We start from the raw sequence: 18,747 nt of genomic DNA, 5'->3' as shown, positions 1-18,747 counted from the left end.
GGCGTCTGTTGCCTTTGACGAGGGCGGCGTGTGATCCGCCTCCGGTTTGCACCCGGCGTGGCCGAGAAAAGGGTTTCGTACGGCTATTTTTAACCGGCATCGGGGAGGGAATTGATCGGGATCAATCCCGAGGAGGGGGGCCTGTACTAGGGTCGAAGAGGATGTTGCCAGGTTGTAAAGGGAGAAGCGAGATGGAACTCGAACGCGATCCGCGCTGCTATACCGATCTCTGTATCGACGGCAAGTGGTACCACTATGACCACTGCACCACCCGGGTCTATATGCTGATGGGCGGGGCCTCGCCTCGTCTCGAGCTGCCCCGTGAGCCGCACGACGAAGAGGAGTTGCTGCTCCTGCTCAAGGCCCTTATCGCGCGCTGATCAGGTCACAGGCTCGGCAGAGGGCGGCGCTCCAGGTGCGCCTCGCCGGGCCGGCACACCAGCACAGATCCCTGCTCGAACCAGTCCCCCAGCACGATGCGCCGCACCGCCTGCCCATCCAGGGTGAAGTCATGGGTGGCGGGCCTGTGGGTGTGGCCGTGGATAAGCAAGGTTGCGCCCTGCTCGCGCATCAGCGCCTCGACGGCGTCCTGGGTCACGTCCATGATGGCCTGGCTCTTGTAGGCGCTCTCTTTTTGGCTGTTGCCGCGCAGCTTTTTGGCGATGCGCTGGCGCCGGGTCAGCGGCAGGCGCAGGAACAACCAGCGCAGCCAGGGCCAGCCGGTGATGCGGCGAAAGCGCTGGTAGGCGGCATCCAGGGTGCACAGGCTGTCGCCGTGCATCACCAGGGTGCGCTCGCCGTAGAGATTGATGAGGGTCGGGTCGCTTAGCAGGGTCATGCCGGCGCGGCGGGCATAGGCCTGGCCTAACAGAAAGTCGCGGTTGCCGTGCACAAAATAGAGGGGCACGCCGGCGCGGGGCAGGGCGGCAAAGGCCTCGGCCAGCTCCTGATGGAGCGGGTTGGGGTCGTCGTCCCCAATCCAGAATTCGAACAGATCCCCCAGCACATAGAGGGCATCGGCCTGTCTGGCCTCCCCTTGCAAGAAGGCAAGCAGGGCGGCGGTCATGTCGGGGCGCTCGGCCGTCAGATGGATATCGCTGATAAAGAGGGTCGTCATGGGGTCCAGAGGGCGAGCAGGGCCGGGTCGGAGTAAGGTTCGAGGGTCAGCATGGCCTGATAGGGATCGCCGTCGAGTCCCAGGGCGCGGGCCATGGCGGCCTCACCCTTGAGCCCGTCTTGCTGGCGGGCCGCCAGGATCTGCGCGGCGAATGGGTCACCCAGCAGGTGCAGCAGGCGTCCCATGATGGCCAGGTGGCGCCACCCATTGCAGGAGGGCAGGGGCTGCGCTGTGGCGAACACTTCGATGGGCCACCTGTGCCCCTCACCATCACCCAGCTCGAGGTGCAGCACGCTGGCGCCACTGGCGTGGGGCGTCAGGGTCAGGGGGCCAAAGGGGGCGAGGGCGCGGGCCAGGGTCTCGGGGTCGGCGCCACTCAATAGATCGAGATCCGAGCCGGGTCTGTCGAGGCCAATGGCCACCGTGCTGATAAAGGCGCACTCGCCACACCCTTGCAGGGCAGGCCAGAAACCAGAGCGGGTGAGGGCGCGAAAGGCGCTCTGCTGGCGCGCATTGCCGAGCGCGAGGTAGTCGATGCGACGCCAGTTGGCATCGGAGGGAAAAACCGCGGCCGAGGCCGCGGTCTTGAGGGGCGTGGCGATCATTACTCGCTCACGGTCACCTTGGTGATCAGCACTTCTTCAACCGGTACGTCCTGGTGGATGCGGCCGTAGTTGCCGGTCTTGACGCCCTTGATCTTGTTGACCACGTCCATCCCTTCGCTCACCTCGCCAAACACGCAGTAGCCATAGCCCTGGGTGGTGGCAGACTTGAAGTCCAGGAAGTCGTTGTGGTTGACGTTGATGAAGAACTGGGCGGTGGCGGAGTGCGGATCCATGGTGCGCGCCATGGCGACGGTGCCGACCTTGTTGGAGATGCCGTTGTCAGCCTCGTTCTTGATCGGGGCGCGGGTATCTTTCTCTTCGAAGCCCGGGGCATAGCCGCCGCCCTGGATCATGAAGCCGTCGATGACACGGTGGAATACGGTGCCTTCGTAGTGGCCGTCACGGCAGTATTGCAGGAAGTTGGCGACGGTCTCCGGGGCCTTGTCGGCGAACAGGGTCAGGGTGATGTCCCCGAAATTGGTGTGCAAAGTGACCATTACGGCGTCCTTTTGAATTGATGGGATGGGTTATCGAGTGCCGGCAATTCTAGCCCATGGCAGGCCACGGGCAAAGGCTTGAACCGTCGACTGATTAAGGCGTGGGCAACGGGGCGCCGCTGGGGCGGGGAGATGGCTCGTTTTATCCCCCCGATGGGGTTAGAATGGCAGACCATTTCCCTCGAAGGACAGCGATCGCGATGTTGAAGATCTACAACACACTCACTCGTCAAAAAGAAGAATTCAAACCCATCCACCCGGGCAAGGTGGGCATGTATGTGTGTGGCGTCACCATCTATGATCACTGTCACATCGGCCACGGCCGCACCTTCGTCGCCTTCGACGTGGTGGCCCGCTATCTGCGTTACGCCGGCTTCGAGCTCACCTATGCCCGTAACATCACCGACGTGGACGACAAGATCATCAAGCGCGCTGCCGAAACCGGCGTCACCTGTGACGATCTGACCGAGCGCCTCATCGGTGACATGCACGCCGACTTCGACGCCCTCGGCATGCTGCGCCCGGACATCGAGCCGCGCGCCACCGCCCACATCGGCGAGATCATCGCCATGGTGCAGCTGCTGCTGGATCGCGGTCACGCCTACGTGGCCGACAACGGCGATGTGATGTTCATCGTCGACTCCTACGCCGACTACGGCCGCCTCTCGGGTCAGGATCTCGAGCAGCTGCAAGCCGGTGCCCGGGTCGATGTGGTCGATGCCAAGCGCAACCCCCTGGACTTCGTGCTGTGGAAGATGTCCAAGCCCGGCGAGCCGACCTGGGATAGCCCCTGGGGTCCGGGTCGTCCCGGCTGGCACATCGAGTGCTCGGCCATGAACTCCAAGCACCTGGGCAACCACTTCGACATCCACGGCGGCGGCTCGGATCTGCAGTTCCCGCACCACGAGAACGAGATTGCCCAGTCCTGCTGCGCCCACGGCGGCGAGTACGTCAACACCTGGATGCACAGCGGCATGGTGATGGTGGATAAAGAGAAGATGTCCAAGTCTCTGGGCAACTTCTTCACCATCCGCGACGTCTTGGCCCACTATGACGCCGAAACCGTGCGCTACTTCCTGATGTCGGGCCACTACCGCAGCCAGCTCAACTACTCGGAAGAGAACCTCAAGCAATCGCGCGCGGCGCTCGAGCGCATGTACACCGCCCTGCGCGGCCTGCCGCAGGTGGCGCCGGCCGGTGGTGAAGAGGCCGTGGCCCGCTTCAAGGCGGCCATGGACGACGACTTCAACACCCCGGAAGCCTACTCTGTGCTGTTCGATCTGGTGCGCGACATCAACCGCCAGAAGGGTGAGGACATGGCCGTCGCCGCCGCGCTGGGCGCCCGCCTGCGTGAGCTCGGTGCCGTGCTCGGCATCTTGCAGCAAGACGCCGACGCCTTCCTCAAGGGGGATGACGCCGGTGACGAGGTCGCCGAGATCGAGCGCCTGATCGCAGAGCGTAACCAGGCCCGTGCCGACAAGAACTGGGCCACCGCCGACGCGGCGCGCAACCGCCTGACCGAGATGGGTATAGTGCTGGAAGACAGCGCCGGCCAGACCACCTGGCGCCGCGCCTAAGGCCTCTTTGACCCGTATAAAAAGCGCAGCCTTGGCTGCGCTTTTTTTATGCCTTGCTCTGACGGGCGGCGTTGACGCGCCCCGGCCGGATCGGCGTTTGGCTCAGTTCACGACAAAGGCGGTATGCATCCCCATCTTGTAGTGGCCCACCTTGTTGCAGATGAGGTCATAGTTTCCGGCGGCCATGGTGAAGTGTTGGGCTCTGGATTGGCCAACGGGGATCGCCTCAATTTCGCCTATGCTGGCCTTGCCCTCGACGACCTTGTCACCCCGCTTGTTCATCGGCAGCTGGTCCTCGGGCACGTCACTCTTGAGCACGACCAGCTCATGCAGCACTGTGCCCTCATTGCTGACGACGAACTCGACGGAGCCGGCCTTGGCGAAGGCCTTATCGAGCAGGATCTGATCATCCTTGAGTGTGACCTTGACCGTTTCCGATGCCACTGCGCCAGTGCTTGCGAGGCCTAACAGCACGGCAGTGACCCATGCAGCGTGTTTCATTACGGCTCTCCTTGATGCGGCGAGAACGCTCGTCTCGTGTGTCCAACTATAGCCAACCGCCTCTGGGGCGCGGGTGCGGCTTGTCTGTGCCAAGGCGGGCGCCGTGCCATTAATGCTTACAATTCTACCGGGCCAGATCCGATCTGACTCCGCCTCACCGCGGCGGCGAGTGGTTAGAATGGGGGGCGCGGCCGGTGGGCTGCGTGTGTCGCCGTGGCGGGCCCCTGGTGGCGAGTCAGGCAAGGATCGGTGAGGAGCCAGCATGAGAAGAGTGATAAGCGCAGCCCTGCTGCTTGGTTGTGGCCTGAGTGTGACGGCGCAGGCCGCGCAGGAAGCGGCGGCGCGCGAGACGGTGGCGACGTTGCTGCGTTGGGAGCAGAGCGTCAAGCCCAGTGGCTTCTATCGGGAGCAGCTAGGGGCCGAGCTGGCGGCCCTCATCTCGGATGAGCTGCTCTGCCTCTTGCAGGAGGCCTCGGATCTGCGAGAGCGTGAGACCCGCGCCTCTCCCGATGAAAAGCCCTCTTATGTCGAGGGGCGGCTGTGGATGCCCAACCCCTGGGATCCCGTGCTCGGCACCGAGATCGCCTCGGTGCACCCAGTGCCGGGCCATCCGGCCCGGCTGCGGGTCGATGTGAGCGTCGATTACGGGGAAGGGGGGCATGAGGTGGGCCACTATCTGGTCGAAGGGGGGCGCATCCTCGATGTCGATGCGGGCGGCAACTGCCCCTTCTGCCAAGAGAGCAGCCTTCGCAGCGACATCTATCGCTCCCTGCGTGGCAGCGGCGATCCGGCGGCGCAGCGCTGTCAGGCGCTGGCCAGATAGAGCAGGCATGCCTTGCCCAGGGCACCCCGCAGTAGGGCACGGCGTCTGGGCCTGCGCGTCGGTTACGGCATGTCGAGCAGCGCCGTCAGCGCCTTGGTACGCTGCTCGGTCAAGGTGCTGAGGCAGCCGCTGTGGATCAGGGGCGCGATAGATCCCCCTTCGTAGGCGCCGGCCTCGTAGTCGCACTGGGCATCGCGAAAGCCAATCCAGGCGCGCTGCGCCGTCTTCAGCCGGCCCAGTTGCGCCTTATCCAGCGTCGACACCAGCTTCTTGTAGGCGGCGTTCAGCGCCGCATCGGCCCTGGCGTAATCCTGCATGGCGCAGATATTCATCGCCGCCTGGGTGGTGGGCTCGTTGCAATCGTCACCGGCCTGGGCGGCCGTCGTTGCCAGCAGGAGCAACAGGGCTGGGTAGCATTTCAAGATGGTGTTCCTCTGTGGTGGAGTGGGGGCCACTATACGGCAGAAACGGGCTTGGCGAGTGACTTTGGCAAGACCCGCGCTCTTTGGCAGTTAACACCAAAGGTCTTATCCCCCGGCAAACCGCCCGCTTCGCGGGTTCCCTCGTCTCGTCCAACGGATCGGACGGAGCGCCGCAGACGGCACGTTGGCCTACGCCATCCTTGGCTTTGGCCAACGTCCGCTTCGAACATCCTTGTCCTCGCGCCAAATCGGGGTCGAGCAGTGCTCGCCCTGATCCGATTTGGTCCCTATGCCGGCTGCGGCTGCGCCATCATCCCTGATGGCGCTCCTGACCCGTTGAACTCGACTCGACGGTTTGCAGGGGGACCAATACCGTGCCTGCCCGTGGCTTTATCTTTCTGGTCGACCGTTTATTACGCCGCAGGGGGAGAGCAGTGCAAGGGGTTGGCTAAATATTCTCTAATTGGGGCAAAGAGTGTTTGGGAAATAGAAATAAAAACCGCAGCTCAAGGCTGCGGTTTTTAGTGGTTGGATGACAGAGGTTAATTTAATTTCTGTTTGCGCCAGTTATCAACGGCAGTTTCGAGGCGTGAAGGGGAAACATCTTTTTGCCATTCTTGCCAAAATGCTATTGTACCACTATTCGGTTTGTTAATAGGTTCATCTATGCGAATTCGGCTAGGTAACAAGCTCGCATCACCGACAACTAAAGCCTCACCAGTATCTAATGTAGGCAAAATATCACTAAATCCACCGAGACTATCAGGAAGTGATTTTCTAATTACAGACTGGTCATCTGAATTCGTTAGTCGCATTGCTACGAAATTACTACATTGACTAAGAATTGTTTTGTTTACTTCTGATGGTCGTTGGCTAATTACGACAAGGCTTAGTCCATACTTTCTCCCTTCTTTTGCAATTCGCTCAAATATCTTAATGGATATTTCATCAGCAGAGTCAGCAATGTTTCTGTTCGGTATATATAGGTGAGCCTCATCGCACATTAACGCTATTGGATGTCTTTTTTCTGACGAGGTCCATTGCTGAATGGAAAATGCTAATCTTGCTACTAATGATACTATTAGCGGTAGGACGTCAGATGGGACTTCAGAGAAATCAATGATTTTCACTCCGCCATGCCCATTTTCTACAGTGCTCCCTAATAAGCATGTAGCCAATCGTTCAAGATAATTGAATTGCAATGTATCGGAATTTCCTTGGAAGAGGAATCCTAACCGTCTATCAGAGGTTTTGTTCTCTAACCTAGAGATCATTCGGCTTAACTTCCCATTAAACTCACCTGCTTTAGTGGTTCCTGCTCTTGCTCCTTCAACTTGCTCAACGTTAATTTCATTAAGGTTATCAAGTAATGATGACAGATCAAATGGAACTGGGCTATCGATTGTGAAATTGTTTAATACATCGTTGTAATTGCCAGCTTTTAAATACCTTGCCTTTGCAGCATTTATTTCCCTTGATATTATCATTGCTTGGTTCGGCGCATTCTGATCACTCCTGTCAACGAATAATGATACCAGTGCTTCGTAAGACAGGAGCCAATATGGTAGATATATAGCTCCATCAGATATAGTTTTCCCTAAATCTACATCACTTGGTCCTGCAATTTTATAATGCTTTATCCCATTGTGTTTTAGCGGCGAGTATTCACCATGCAAATCAAAAATTATTGCGTTTGCACTTTTTAATTCAGCAACTTGCTCGATTATTTTTGCAGTTGTCCAAGACTTTCCTGCTCCCGTACTACCACCTATGAAAGCATGGCGTTGGAAAAATTTATTTCCATTAAGTAAAGCGACAGCATGTTCATCTAGAGTATATTTGCCTAAAACTAAAGAGTTCCCATCAACTTCGGCATGGGAAATAACTCGCATGAATGCAGTTAAGTGCTCACCCTCAAGAGCAAAGCAATTTGCATCAATTTCAGGAACGCTTTCCAGAGTCCTTCGGAATACATTTCTTTTAACGCCTTCAGCGTCTAGTAATGAACCAATTAGTGCAACCTTACAAAGGTTTTGTTCATTATGCTCATCTTCGCTTTCATCATGGTTTGTAATTAATTTTTTCCTAGTCACTTGGCTAATAAGGCCTATAAGGTGCTGCCCTGGCTTACTGCTTTGTAAGACGGCTAACCTATTAACCTGTAGTCTTTTTAATTTTTCGCAATCGTCAATGTCAATTATAACAGTTGACGTATCTACGGAAGATACCTTACCCAAGGCATCACTATCAGAGAAGTTAAAAATAATCACTGAAACTCCTACATAATTAATTTAATGAAACCACCCAGAGACCAGAAATCACCATCAATTACTACTGGTTCTTTAAGCTCTGAACTGAACACTTTGCTGTTAATGTTGTCATCACTTGATTCTATGGCTAAGTATCGCCCACAATTTCCTTCAAATAAGAATCTCTTTGCCTGGTCAGATAATTTATATGTGACTACAATAATTGATGCATCGTTTTTAGAGCATCGATTTATTAATTTCTCCTGAATATGTATGTCATTAAATCCAAAGCCAACACATAAGTAGGAAGATGCTTGTTCTATGATGTCATCTGCCTCGTGGATTGTTGTTTTATATGGTTCTTTGTGTGTGCTTCTATATTTTTCTATGCCGGGTGTAACAATTAATGGAGTCAAGCCATCCGGAATCTCTTTCACATTAGTTAGGGCACATATAACTTGACTATGATTAGTAAACCATCCGAGAGAACCATGAACTTTCCATATGTTCACTTGCCTTGTACACTTTAGATAATCTTTTTTAACTAAGCTTCCACGATAGCCATGTGAGAAGCCAGTATAGTGGTGAAGATATTCTTGTTCGCAGGCATACTCTGCAAGTCGATCGTAATTAGGTGTGATTATATTTACATGTGGTATTGTGCTTCTCAACATGTGTTTTAATAGTTTCCCTAGCGGGAAAAGATTTGCATTATTAAGTGATCTTTCGAAGATAGCTAAATCTTGTGGTACGAGAAGTGACCATGTAGCTAAAACTACTTTTTTAGTTAATGCATCAGATAAGGTGACCTGATGTAATGCACTTTCAAGATCCGTACCCCCGTTTAATAGTTTACAAAAAGCCTCCCATGATGATAATTCATCAGATGATAAGTCATCCTTTGGGACTGTATTAATTAAATGCTGAGACAACTCCCACATGCCAGCCATACCATATGCAGCTGATGCACCACTACCTAGAATAATAACAGGTGTTGCCTTATAATATTCTTGTGCCTGTTTTGAAATGGTATCTAATATCTTGTCGCCCATTGTTAGTCCTTAATTATTATTTTAAACAAATTAGTTTGAATATGATGCTAGTTAAATGAATTAACATGGACACCCATCGTTACTTGGAATTATTGGGAGTCCGGATTTAAAGCTTATTTGTGTAAGTTGAAGAGGGAGGCATGTGATGCCTCTGCCTCGTCGTAGCCAGGTGCGTGTATTTGCGTGGTTTCGCTGCTCAGGAAGATCCATGTCCGCTGCGGCGCGCGCGCCAATATTCGTTTAGAGATCGGGTCGCGGCTCACGCTGTCAGCCCATCTCATGGCGACGGGGTCGCTGCGCCGCAGGCGGTCAGGCCGCCGCCTCTTCTTCCCATTCGACAAAGGCCTCGATATCGGATTCAAAGGCCTTCATCGTCCAGCCGAGCAGCGCCGCATCATCCAGGTGGCCGATGCCGACGATAAAGTCGGGGATAAGATCGATGGGCATCACGAAGTAGATGATGGAGGCCACCAACATGACCAGGGTGGACCAAGGGATCTCTCTGTATGTCCCCTTCGCATAGGCCCTGAGCAGGCGAAAGCAGGCGCTGAGTTGTCCCCAGATGGCGAAGAGCGGCCCCTTCTTGCCGTGGGCCTTCTTCGACGCCTTGTCGATCAGGTCGTTTAACTTCTCCGGGTCTTTGGCGTATTCGGCGGCCTGGCTCCTGGCCTTTTGGTAAGACTTGCTGCCCTTGGCCCGCTCGGCCTTGCTCTTGCTCATGGCGTTCCCCAGTCCTTGGTGATGCGGCCTGACGCAGCCAACATCGGCGCGTTCAGTGGTGCCCGACTGAGTCTAGCTGAGCGCCGCATGAGAGCAAGAGGCTGCCCTCCATCCGGGTTGCCGAGCGCCTCGGATGGCCCGGTGCCGCGCAGAGAAGGGGGCTGCCGGGGCTCGATGCTCATTGCCTCGGCGCTATCCCGACTGCACAAGGAAAGACCCTGCCTGGCAGGGTCTTTTTCGCGCTGGCCAAGGATGGCCGGCGCTGAAGGCCAGGGGGGCGCCTCAAGGTTGCAGGTTATACACCTCGAAGGCCTGCTCCTGGGGCGGCGTCTCGAACCCGCCGGGCACACCCTGTTGCAGGCGGGGCAGCAGGATCTCATCGCGAAATCGCTCCCAGCTCTCCTGACTGTCGTGAATGGCGATGATGGTCCAGCCGCCGGCCGAGGGGCCTGCCGCGTGGTAGCGTTGCCCCTCGGGCAGGGTGGCGCGATTCGGGTGAACCGCGGCGAGCGACGCCTCGTACTGCGCCTGGGTGCCACCGGGGAAGAAATGCACTATGCCATAGGCCATGACGGGTCTCCTTGTCTTGCCAATTTGGGCACTTACAGCCTAGGGCAGGGGAGGCGTCTTGGCCGCTATTTTGTAGCGTTCGGCCCACGGCTAACGGGGCGCCACTCAGGCGCCGGGCGCAGCACGATCAGGCCGGCCGATTGCGGCGAGCGAGGCCAGCATGAGCGCTCGATATCCCTCATCTTTCGATGGCAACCGCGCTGGCTACCGCCCCTGGGTTACAGCCCCCAGTGCGCTGCCGTTAACCAATGCTGTCGCGATGCCTGACCCATGGGTGACTCTGATGAGACGCTGTCGCCAAACGAGGATGTTACCCTTTGAGGCCGAACGGGAAAGCGGCGAGTGATAGATTTCTGTGCGGGATCAATAAATTAATTACTAAAACGGCGTGCGGATAAGCGGTGATGGTCGGTGGGATAAAGAGGGATGCACAGAGGGGGAAAGAGGGCGGGCCCTTGCGGGCCCGACCTGTCAGTGCTTGGCGAGGTGACTTCGCAGGCGAATATTGATCATCTCCACCGTCATGGAGAAGGCCATGGCGAAGTAGATGTAGCCCTTGGGTATGTGCAGATCGAGCCCTTCTGCCATCAACGCGAAGCCCACCAGCACCAGGAAGGAGAGGGCCAGCATCTTGAGGGTGGGATGCTGGTCGACAAAGTCGCCGATAGGCTTGGCCGCCACCATCATGATGCCGACGGCGATGATGATGGCTATCACCATGACCGGGACATGATCGGCCATGCCGACCGCCGTAATGACGGAGTCGAGGCTAAAGACAATGTCGAGGATGGCGATCTGGATCAGGGTGGCGGCAAAGCTGGCGCTGGCTCGCGCCATACCGCTCTCTCCCTCCTGGGCCCCCTCCATGGTGTGGTGGATCTCGTGGGTGCTCTTGGCAATCAGGAACAAGCCCCCCAGCAACAGGATCAGATCCCGACCCGAGATGGCTTCACCCAGCACGGTGAAGATAGGTGCGGTAAGGCGCATGACCCAGGCCAGGGAGAGCAACAGCAGGATGCGGGTACCCATGGCAAGCCCCAACCCCAGGACGCGGGCGCGTTGGCGCTGGGCCTCGGGCAGACGGCCAACCAGAATGGAGATGAAAATGATGTTGTCGATACCGAGGACGATCTCGAGCAGGGTCAGGGTCGCCAATGCGACCCAGGCGGAAGGATCAAGAATCCATTCAAACATAGTGTGACCTGGTGATGATGGGTGAAGAAAAACGGCGGTGATTCTAGCTCTCTCTACCGGGTGCTACCACAGATATCCTTTGCTGTTGGGGCAGGCGTGGGCCGCGTCTGTTGCTCGTGGTCGTGCCCGATTTGGGGGCAGAGCCCGGATTGCACCAAGAGGGTGCATCTTGATGGTGCCGCTGCGCCGTGATTGGGAATCGGCGGCAGGCTGGTCGAGCCGAACGCATATATAACACTGATTTTTAATCAGAAAATGTTTTGGCACGGGATTTGATTGATTGCATCCGGGAACACCTAAGGATTGGGAGAAACCAGATGAAGCTAATTACCGCCATTATCAAACCCTTCAAACTCGACGACGTGCGCGAGGCCATTGCGGATCTCGGGGTCGAGGGGCTGACCGTCTCCGAGGTGAAGGGGTTCGGACGCCAGAAGGGGCACACCGAGCTCTATCGCGGGGCCGAGTATCAGGTCGACTTTCTGCCCAAGGTCAAGCTGGAGATCGCCACCGTCGCCGAGAACGTGGAGCGCATCATCGAGGCCATCTGTGCGGCGGCCTACACCGGCAAGATCGGCGACGGCAAGATCTTCGTCTATGACCTGCAGCACGCCGTGCGGATCCGCACCGGCGAAAGCGACGCCGAAGCCCTGTAATCCACGAGGAGACGTGACATGGACGAGTTGACCAAATCCGTAACCGAGCTGCGCTTTGCGCTCGATACCTTCTATCTGCTGATGTCCGGCGCCCTGGTGATGTGGATGGCCGCCGGGTTCGCCATGCTCGAGGCCGGCCTGGTGCGGGCCAAGAACACCACCGAGATCCTGACCAAGAACGTGCTGCTCTATGCCATCGCCTGCGTCATGTATCTGGTGGTGGGTTACAACCTGATGTACGTGGACAACACGGCCGGCGGCTGGCTGCCGAGCCTGGGGGCCCTGTTGGGCAGCCAGGCCGAGGGGGCGGGCCATTCGCTCGAATCGGACTTCTTCTTCCAGGTGGTGTTTGTGGCGACCGCCACCTCCATCGTCTCGGGCGCCGTGGCCGAGCGGATGAAGCTCTGGTCCTTCTTGCTCTTTTGCGTGGTGATGACCGGCGTTATCTACCCCATGGAGGGCTACTGGACCTGGGGTGGCGGCTTCTTGAAAGAGGCGGGCTTTAGCGACTTCGCGGGCTCGGGGATCGTCCATCTGGCCGGTGCGGCGGCCGCCCTCTCCGGCGTGATGCTGCTGGGCGCGCGCCGTGGCAAGTACGGCAAGGATGGGGCCATCTACCCGATCCCCGGCTCCAACCTGCCCCTGGCGACCCTGGGCACCCTGATCCTCTGGATGGGTTGGTTTGGCTTCAACGGCGGCTCCCAGCTGGTGCTCTCGAGCGCCGCCGACGCGACCGCCATCGGCAAGGTGTTCGTCAACACCAATGCCGCCGCCGCCACCGGTGCCCTGGGGGCGCTGCTGGTGACCAAGCTCACCTGGGGCAAGGCCGATCTGACCATGGTGCTTAACGGCGCCCTGGCCGGGTTGGTGGCCATCACCGCCGATCCGGCCTCGCCGGCGCCGCTGTTTGCCTCCCTGATCGGGGTGCTGGCGGGGGCCCTGGTGGTCTATGCCATCGTCTGCTTCGACAAGCTTAAGATCGACGATCCGGTCGGGGCGCTCTCGGTGCACGGGGTGTGCGGCCTGTTTGGCCTGCTGGTGGTGCCCCTCTCCAACGAGGCGGCCAGCTTCAGCGGCCAGCTGCTCGGGGCCGCCGTCATCTTCGGCTGGGTCTTCCTCTCCTCCTTGCTGGTGTGGGGTCTGCTCAAGGCCACCCTGGGCCTGCGGGTCTCCGAAGAGGAGGAGCTGATGGGGGTCGACGTGCACGAGTGCGGTATCGATGCCTATCCCGAGTTTGTGACCGTCAAGTCCAGCCTCTGAGAATGTGGCGTGACCGCGGGCCGGGGCTTTCCCCGGCCCGCGCTTTTTTGGGCGACACTCAGTGGCATGGTGTGGCGCACGGTAAGGCGGGGAAACGATGAGAGTGATGGTCATGCTGCTCTGGCTGGCGGCGGCGCCGCTCTGGGGGGCCCAGTGGCGGCTGGAGCGCTCGGTCGACGGCGTGACGCTCTGGAGCCAACCCCGGCCGCCCGGGGGCTATCTGGCCCTGCGTCTGGAGATGCGGGTGCGGGCCGCCCCCGGGGCTCTGCTCGGGGTGCTGCGCGACACCGTCCGGCACAAGCTCTGGCTGCCCCAGAGCCGAGAGGTGCGCCTGCTGGCGCGCCCGTCACCGGGCACCGATCTGGTTTACACCCTGCTGGCGGCCCCCTGGCCGGCGGCGGATCGCGAGCTCATCACCCGATCGCACCTGAGCTGGGGCGCGGATTGTCGCCTCATCCTGGTGGCCCGCGCCGAGCCCGATGCGCTGCCAGCAAACCCGCCGCGGGTGCGGATCCGGCAGAGCAGCGGCCGCTGGGAGGCGCTCCCCATGGGCGATGGCACCACGCTCGTGCGGCTCGAGAGTTACACCCATCCGGGGGGCTCGCTGCCGGCCTGGCTGGTCAACCCCATCGCCATGAGCGCCGCCCTGGAGGGATTTAGCGCCATCCGGGCGCTGATGCAGGCCGCCCCGCCGGGCGCCCCTGGGTGTCAGCCTTGAGCGAGGGCGTGCTGCCAGAGGGCCAGCATGGGCTCACCCAGCAGATAGAAGTGAAGCGCCAACCCGGAAAAGGCGGGCTCGCGGCAGGTGGCCAGCGCGATGGCGGCGGCCTCGGCCGGCGGGTAACCGTAGGCGCCGCAGGAGAGGGCGGGCAGTGCCACCGAGTGGCAACCGTGAGCAAGGGCCAGGATCAGCGCGCTGCGATAGGCTCGCGCCAGGGTCGCGGCGGGGGCGGGATCATGCCCATAGACGGGCCCCACGGCATGAATGACGTAACGCGCCGCCAGCAGGCCGCCCGGTGTGATGCGCGCCTCGCCCGAGGGACAGCGGATCCCGTTGTGCACCGGCAGGGCCTGACAGGCCGCGAGCAGGGCCGGGCCCGCGGCCCTGTGGATGGCGCCATCCACGCCGCCGCCTCCCAGCAGAGCGGGATTGGCGGCATTGACGAGGGCATCGACCCGGGCCTGGGTGATGTCCCCCTGATGCAGGCTGATCTGTCCCATCCTTGACCCTCTGCCGGTGTCTGTCAGGGGCGCCTGGTCGCGCCTGTCACCAGGTGCGGTCAAGGTCGTCGGCATAGAGCTCGATGGCGCGTCGATAGGCGCGGATCGTCTCATCGTTGGTGGTGGAGACCAGCAGGCGCAGCAGCAGGGAGACCGCCTCCTTGTGCTGGCCAAGGTTATAGAGGCACATGGCGTAGAAGGGGTCTATCTCTCGCGCCTTGGGGAACTCGTGACGCGCCTGCTCGAAGTACTGGCGCGCCGAGGCGTAATCCCCCAGGGTGCGTAGTGTGCTGGCCAGCCCCAGCAGGGCGTCGAGACGCTCGGTGGGGGAGAGGGCCCCGTCAAGCGCCTGCCGGTAGTGGGGCACGGCCTCCTGCTCGGCGCCCTGATTGTCGTACGACCAGGCGATATGCAGATGGGCCCGGGCCGCCAGCTCGGCGCGCGCCAGCAGGGGGGTGAGCAGGGCCCGGCTCGCCTCGTAATGCCCCGCCTGGCGCAGGGCGATGGCCTCGTCGATGGTGGCGGTCATCCTTCACTCCTTGTCGGCAAATGAAGCTCCATCATGATGGCTCGCGCCGGCACAGGCAAGGGCGCCCCCTCAAGGCCGGGCGCTCGCCTGCTCTAGCAGGGTGTCACAGAAGGCCGCGAGAGCCGGCGTGTCGGGGGCGGTCGGTCGCATCAGCCCGATGGGCCAGCTGGCGGCGGGCTCGGTCAGCGCCAGGGTTCGGACCCCGGGGTGATCGACGGGAATGGAGGCGGGGAGCAGGGTCCAGGCTATCCCGGCCGCCGCCGTGGCGATGCCGGCGGCAAAATCACTCAGGGGCTCGAGGTGGGCAAACGGGGTGCCCAGTTGCGCCAGGTAGTGGATCAGATGATCGTGAAAGACGGGGGCCTTCTCCCGGCGCAGTATGGCAAGCGGGTAGGTGGCCAGCTCGCCGAGGTGGGCGCACGGGGGATAGTCGGCCGGCAGCACGGCCACCAGGTGATCGCGCAGCAAGGGGCGGGAGAACCAGCCGCGCGGGGCGGGCAGGCGGCAGCACCCCAGATCCAGCTCGCCCTCCAGCAGGGCCCGCAGCTGGTGGTGGGTGGAGAGATCGTGCAAGGTGATCTTCACCTCTGGGCTGTGGGCCCGAAAGCGGGCGATGGCGCCGGGCAGCAGCAGGCGCACCGGGGCACCAAAGCCGATGCGAAGCGTCCCCCGGGTGCCGGCCAATACCTCCTGCGCCAATCTGGGCAGGCGCTCGCTGCGCTCGACCAGCTCGCGGGCCTCGTCCAGCAGGGCCAGCCCCAGCGCGGTGAGCCGGGTCGCCCCCGGGCCGCGCTCGAAGAGGGGCGCGCCCAGCTGCGCCTCCAGGCGTTTGAGCTGCTTGCTTAAGGCCGACTGGGTCAGATGCAGCCGCTGCGCCGCCTGACCAAAGTGCAGCTGTTCGCTTAAGGTCACGAAGGCACGCAGGTCCCGATACTCCATCATTCCTCCGGGGAATCATTTAACGTCCACAATATCATTGGACGGAATCATCAGGAATGGCAATGCTCTGGGGGCAACATCGCAACCGAGGAGTTGATCATGCACCATGCGCGCCTTTCCCCCTTCCCCGACGGCTTTCTCTGGGGGGCCGCCTCGGCCGCCTATCAGGTAGAGGGAGCCTGGGACAGCGATGGCAAGGGGCCATCGGTCTGGGATACCTTCAGCCGAGTCCCGGGCACCACCTTCATGGGCAGCAATGGGGACGTGGCCGTGGATCACTACCATCGGCTGGAAGAGGATCTCGACCTGATGAAGCAGATGGGGCTCACCGCCTACCGCTTCTCGGTCAGTTGGCCCCGGCTGTTTCCCACGGGGCGGGCGCCGCTTAACCCGGCGGGCCTCGCCTTCTATGACCGCTTGGTCGACGGCCTGCTGGCGCGCGGCATCGAGCCCGTGCTGACCCTCTATCACTGGGATCTGCCCCAGGCCCTGCAAGAGGAGTACGGCGGCTGGGAGGACAGGCGGATCCTCGATGACTTCGAACACTACTGCGTGACCCTCTATCGTCACTTCGCGGATCGGGTCACCTACTGGGTCTCTCTCAACGAGCAGAACTTCAACCTGACCAACGCCTACCTGTTGGGGGCGCATCCCCCCGCGGTGCAGGACAGGCGCCGCTTCTTCAACGCCAACCATATCGCCTCCCTGGCCAATGCCAGGGCGATCCGGGCCTTTCGGCGCCATGTGCCCAAGGGGCAGATAGGCCCGAGCTTTGCCTATTCGCCGGCGTACCCGCTCACCTGTGCCCCGGCGGATCTGCTCGCCTTCGACAACGCCGAAGAGTTTTGCAACCACTGGTGGCTCGATGTCTACTGCCATGGCCGCTATCCCAGGGTGGCCCTGCGCTGGCTTGAGCAGCAGGGCGAGGCGCCGGTGATCCTGCCCGGTGACATGGCGCTGCTGGCCGAGGCCAGGCCGGATTTTGTGGGGGTCAACTACTACTACACCCTGACGTATACCGATAACCCCTTGGGGGGAGAGACGCTGCATCGGATCAACCACTCGGGGCAGAAGGGCACCACCCCGGCGAGCGGGGTGCCCGGCCTCTACAAGACGGCGGCCAATCCCCATCTTGAGACCAGCAACTGGGACTGGGCCATCGATCCCAGCGGCCTGCGCCTGGCCCTGCGTCGCCTCACCTCCCGCTACGATCTGCCACTGATGATCACCGAGAACGGTCTGGGGGAGTTCGACACCCTGACCGCTGAGAGGGTCGTGGATGAGTACCGGATCGCCTACCTCAAGGCCCACCTCATCGCCTGTCAGCAGGCGATGGCCGATGGGGTCAGGCTGCTCGGTTATTGCGCCTGGTCGTTCACCGACCTGCTCAGCTGGCTCAACGGCTACCAGAAGCGCTATGGCTTCGTCTATGTGGAGCGTGACGAGCAAGGGGGCACGCTAAGGCGTATCCCCAAGGCCAGCTTCCATTGGTATCGGCAGGTGATCGCAAGCCAGGGGGAGAGCCTCGGCGACACCCCCTTGTCATAAAAACCGGCTAGGCTTGAAGCCTCCCGGCGGATCCGGAGGCATCCATGGATACGATGAGACTCTATCGGGCGGCATGCAGGTTGGCAGAGCGCGATCCCTTTACCCTCGACAATGCCCGCGCCCTGGCGCGCCTCGAGGCGTGGGCCGAAGGGGAGGAGCGGCTGCTCATCGCCGCCCTCTGGTTGGGATTGCTGGAGCGGGGGGATGAGGCGCTGACCCGCTACATCCATCGCGAGGATAACTGAGCCGGACTCCCTGTCGGCGGGGATCTTTTCTATCCTGTTGGTGATGACTCCGTGCCACCCCCGGATCGGGGCCAAATCAGGAGGAGATGAAGATGGTGCGTCATTCCACCTTGCTGAGTCGGGCCGAGGAGCTGCTCACTCACGATCCCTTCACCCTGGCCGATGCCAAGGCCCTCGAAGAGCTCGAGGAGCTGGCCTCGGGCGAAGAGGGGCTGTTGATTGCCGAGATCTGGGAATCCGCCCAGGGGATCGCCGACGATGAGGCCAGGCTCTATATGAGTGGTCTCAGATAATGACCACTGGGGCTCGGCCCTGTACCACCCCCCGTGTCGATAGACGGTCGCTCAATGCGACCGTTTTCTTTTTGTCGCCGCAATTTGCAATGCCGGATCGCAATCTGGCACGGGTAAGGCGTGCCGGGAGGCCGAATCGCGCCAGGATGGCGCTATGGCACGGGCTATGCCTGTGCGCTTCTTACCGATGACGACAGGGAGTGGGTCATGAGAAACAATCAACCGGTCACCCAGAAAGAGGTGCTCTTTGGCGAGGAGGAGAGCCTCATCTCCACCACGGATCTGGAGAGCCGTATCACCTATGCCAACGAGGCCTTCTGCCAGGTCGCCGGCTTCACCGCAGAGGAGCTACAGGGGCAGCACCACAACATGGTGCGCCACCCCGACATGCCCAAGCAGGCGTTTGCCGATCTGTGGGAGCATATCAAGGCGGGCAAGAGTTGGATGGGGCTGGTCAAGAACCGCTGCAAGAATGGCGATCACTACTGGGTGAGCGCCTTCGTGACCCCGATCCGCGATGGCAGCGGCAAGGTGGTCGAGTACCAGTCGGTGCGAAGCGCGCCTCGCCCAGAGTGGAAGAGCCGGGCCGAGCAGGTCTATGCGGGCCTGCGCGAAGGAAAGATGCCGCGCCTGCTGTGCCTCTCGTGCAGTGCCATGGCGCTCGGGGTGACGGGGGCCGGCTCGCTGGTGCTGCTGGCGGCGCTGCTGGCGGGGGGGATGCACTGGGGC

The 18,747-nt window shown here is 60.4% G+C and carries 23 protein-coding genes; 10 read left to right on the top strand and 13 right to left on the bottom strand.

The window, feature by feature from the left end; genetic code table 11:
- The first annotated feature begins 191 nt into the window (after positions 1-191).
- A complete protein-coding gene (locus BN1121_RS15765) occupies positions 192-380 on the top strand; it encodes a hypothetical protein (protein ID WP_005353564.1) in 189 nt (62 codons plus the stop codon).
- A 5-nt stretch (positions 381-385) separates the two neighbouring features.
- Here the strand turns inward: BN1121_RS15765 and lpxH are convergent, their stop codons facing one another.
- The 3 genes from lpxH to BN1121_RS15750 are packed head-to-tail and all read right to left on the bottom strand — an operon-like array spanning position 386 to position 2,219.
- Positions 386-1,117 (bottom strand): UDP-2,3-diacylglucosamine diphosphatase, encoded by a 732-nt coding sequence (lpxH, locus tag BN1121_RS15760; RefSeq protein ID WP_005353565.1) that lies wholly within the window; start codon positions 1,115-1,117, stop codon positions 386-388.
- Positions 1,114-1,722 (bottom strand): DUF4269 domain-containing protein, encoded by a 609-nt coding sequence (locus BN1121_RS15755; RefSeq protein ID WP_005353566.1) that lies wholly within the window; start codon positions 1,720-1,722, stop codon positions 1,114-1,116. Before BN1121_RS15755 ends, lpxH begins: the two co-directional genes overlap by 4 nt.
- Positions 1,722-2,219 carry a peptidylprolyl isomerase gene (locus BN1121_RS15750; protein WP_005353568.1) on the bottom strand — a complete coding sequence of 166 codons (498 nt, stop codon included), beginning with the start codon at positions 2,217-2,219 and terminating at the stop codon, positions 1,722-1,724. The genes BN1121_RS15755 and BN1121_RS15750 overlap by 1 nt, the downstream gene beginning before the upstream one ends.
- A gap of 200 nt (positions 2,220-2,419) precedes the next feature.
- Between BN1121_RS15750 and cysS the strand changes: the two genes are divergently transcribed.
- The gene (cysS, locus tag BN1121_RS15745; RefSeq protein ID WP_005353569.1) at positions 2,420-3,796 is read left to right on the top strand and encodes a cysteine--tRNA ligase; all 1,377 of its coding nucleotides are present in this window, start codon (positions 2,420-2,422) and stop codon (positions 3,794-3,796) included.
- A 102-nt stretch (positions 3,797-3,898) separates the two neighbouring features.
- On the opposite strand, the gene BN1121_RS15740 is transcribed toward cysS, so the two are convergent.
- Complete coding sequence (locus BN1121_RS15740; protein ID WP_005353571.1) at positions 3,899-4,297, bottom strand: sulfocyanin-like copper-binding protein; 399 nt, start codon at positions 4,295-4,297, stop codon at positions 3,899-3,901.
- 262 nt (positions 4,298-4,559) lie between these two features.
- Between BN1121_RS15740 and BN1121_RS15735 the strand changes: the two genes are divergently transcribed.
- Positions 4,560-5,120, top strand: a complete 561-nt coding sequence (locus BN1121_RS15735; protein WP_005353572.1) for a hypothetical protein — start codon at positions 4,560-4,562, stop codon at positions 5,118-5,120.
- Between the two features lie 62 nt (positions 5,121-5,182).
- Here BN1121_RS15735 and BN1121_RS15730 read toward each other — a convergent pair whose 3' ends face one another.
- The 6 genes from BN1121_RS15730 to BN1121_RS15715 form a co-directional block, all read right to left on the bottom strand.
- Positions 5,183-5,542, bottom strand: coding sequence for a lysozyme inhibitor LprI family protein (locus tag BN1121_RS15730; protein WP_005353584.1), 360 nt, complete (start codon positions 5,540-5,542; stop codon positions 5,183-5,185).
- Between the two features lie 542 nt (positions 5,543-6,084).
- Entirely contained in the window at positions 6,085-7,812 is a 1,728-nt protein-coding gene (locus BN1121_RS19540) for an ATP-binding protein (RefSeq protein ID WP_082038250.1), read from the bottom strand.
- A gap of 8 nt (positions 7,813-7,820) precedes the next feature.
- Positions 7,821-8,843, bottom strand: a complete 1,023-nt coding sequence (locus BN1121_RS19535; RefSeq protein WP_082038249.1) for an SIR2 family protein — start codon at positions 8,841-8,843, stop codon at positions 7,821-7,823.
- Positions 8,844-9,152: 309 nt separating this feature from the next.
- The gene (locus tag BN1121_RS15725; RefSeq protein WP_005353590.1) at positions 9,153-9,563 is read right to left on the bottom strand and encodes a YkvA family protein; all 411 of its coding nucleotides are present in this window, start codon (positions 9,561-9,563) and stop codon (positions 9,153-9,155) included.
- 282 nt (positions 9,564-9,845) lie between these two features.
- A complete protein-coding gene (locus tag BN1121_RS15720; protein ID WP_005353593.1) occupies positions 9,846-10,133 on the bottom strand; it encodes a hypothetical protein in 288 nt (95 codons plus the stop codon).
- A 471-nt stretch (positions 10,134-10,604) separates the two neighbouring features.
- Positions 10,605-11,327, bottom strand: a complete 723-nt coding sequence (locus tag BN1121_RS15715) for a TerC family protein (RefSeq protein ID WP_005353601.1) — start codon at positions 11,325-11,327, stop codon at positions 10,605-10,607.
- Between the two features lie 317 nt (positions 11,328-11,644).
- Between BN1121_RS15715 and glnK the strand changes: the two genes are divergently transcribed.
- The 3 genes from glnK to BN1121_RS15700 all read left to right on the top strand — a co-directional run bounded on the left by glnK (position 11,645) and on the right by BN1121_RS15700 (position 13,961).
- Positions 11,645-11,983, top strand: a complete 339-nt coding sequence (glnK, locus tag BN1121_RS15710) for a P-II family nitrogen regulator (RefSeq protein WP_005353604.1) — start codon at positions 11,645-11,647, stop codon at positions 11,981-11,983.
- 18 nt (positions 11,984-12,001) lie between these two features.
- Positions 12,002-13,243: an ammonium transporter AmtB gene (locus BN1121_RS15705; protein ID WP_005353614.1), complete on the top strand. Its 1,242-nt coding sequence runs from the start codon at positions 12,002-12,004 to the stop codon at positions 13,241-13,243.
- Positions 13,244-13,349: 106 nt separating this feature from the next.
- Positions 13,350-13,961: an START domain-containing protein gene (locus BN1121_RS15700; protein ID WP_005353616.1), complete on the top strand. Its 612-nt coding sequence runs from the start codon at positions 13,350-13,352 to the stop codon at positions 13,959-13,961.
- Here the strand turns inward: BN1121_RS15700 and BN1121_RS15695 are convergent.
- From BN1121_RS15695 to BN1121_RS15685, 3 genes are all read right to left on the bottom strand, one after another.
- Positions 13,952-14,464 (bottom strand): macro domain-containing protein, encoded by a 513-nt coding sequence (locus BN1121_RS15695; RefSeq protein ID WP_005353622.1) that lies wholly within the window; start codon positions 14,462-14,464, stop codon positions 13,952-13,954. The two genes, BN1121_RS15700 and BN1121_RS15695, sit on opposite strands and share 10 nt — an antisense overlap.
- 46 nt (positions 14,465-14,510) lie before the next feature.
- Complete coding sequence (locus BN1121_RS15690; protein WP_005353628.1) at positions 14,511-14,993, bottom strand: tetratricopeptide repeat protein; 483 nt, start codon at positions 14,991-14,993, stop codon at positions 14,511-14,513.
- A 69-nt stretch (positions 14,994-15,062) separates the two neighbouring features.
- On the bottom strand, positions 15,063-15,932 hold the full coding sequence (locus BN1121_RS15685) for a LysR family transcriptional regulator (protein WP_043157576.1): 870 nt from the start codon (positions 15,930-15,932) through the stop codon (positions 15,063-15,065).
- Positions 15,933-16,031: 99 nt separating this feature from the next.
- Between BN1121_RS15685 and BN1121_RS15680 the strand changes: the two genes are divergently transcribed.
- The 4 genes from BN1121_RS15680 to BN1121_RS15665 all read left to right on the top strand — a co-directional run.
- Positions 16,032-17,480: a glycoside hydrolase family 1 protein gene (locus tag BN1121_RS15680; RefSeq protein ID WP_043598051.1), complete on the top strand. Its 1,449-nt coding sequence runs from the start codon at positions 16,032-16,034 to the stop codon at positions 17,478-17,480.
- Between the two features lie 44 nt (positions 17,481-17,524).
- Positions 17,525-17,725, top strand: a complete 201-nt coding sequence (locus tag BN1121_RS19530) for a hypothetical protein (protein WP_005353638.1) — start codon at positions 17,525-17,527, stop codon at positions 17,723-17,725.
- An 86-nt stretch (positions 17,726-17,811) separates the two neighbouring features.
- Entirely contained in the window at positions 17,812-18,018 is a 207-nt protein-coding gene (locus tag BN1121_RS15670; RefSeq protein WP_005353640.1) for a hypothetical protein, read from the top strand.
- A gap of 207 nt (positions 18,019-18,225) precedes the next feature.
- On the top strand, positions 18,226-18,747 hold a 522-nt coding region (locus BN1121_RS15665; RefSeq protein WP_043598049.1), incomplete at its 3' end, for a PAS domain-containing protein.

Source organism: Aeromonas diversa CDC 2478-85, assembly GCF_000819805.1.
GTDB classification, from domain to species: Bacteria; Pseudomonadota; Gammaproteobacteria; order Enterobacterales; family Aeromonadaceae; genus Aeromonas; species Aeromonas diversa.
The sequence above is the reverse complement of the archived record's forward strand: the minus strand, read 5'-3'. Positions and strand labels throughout refer to the sequence as shown.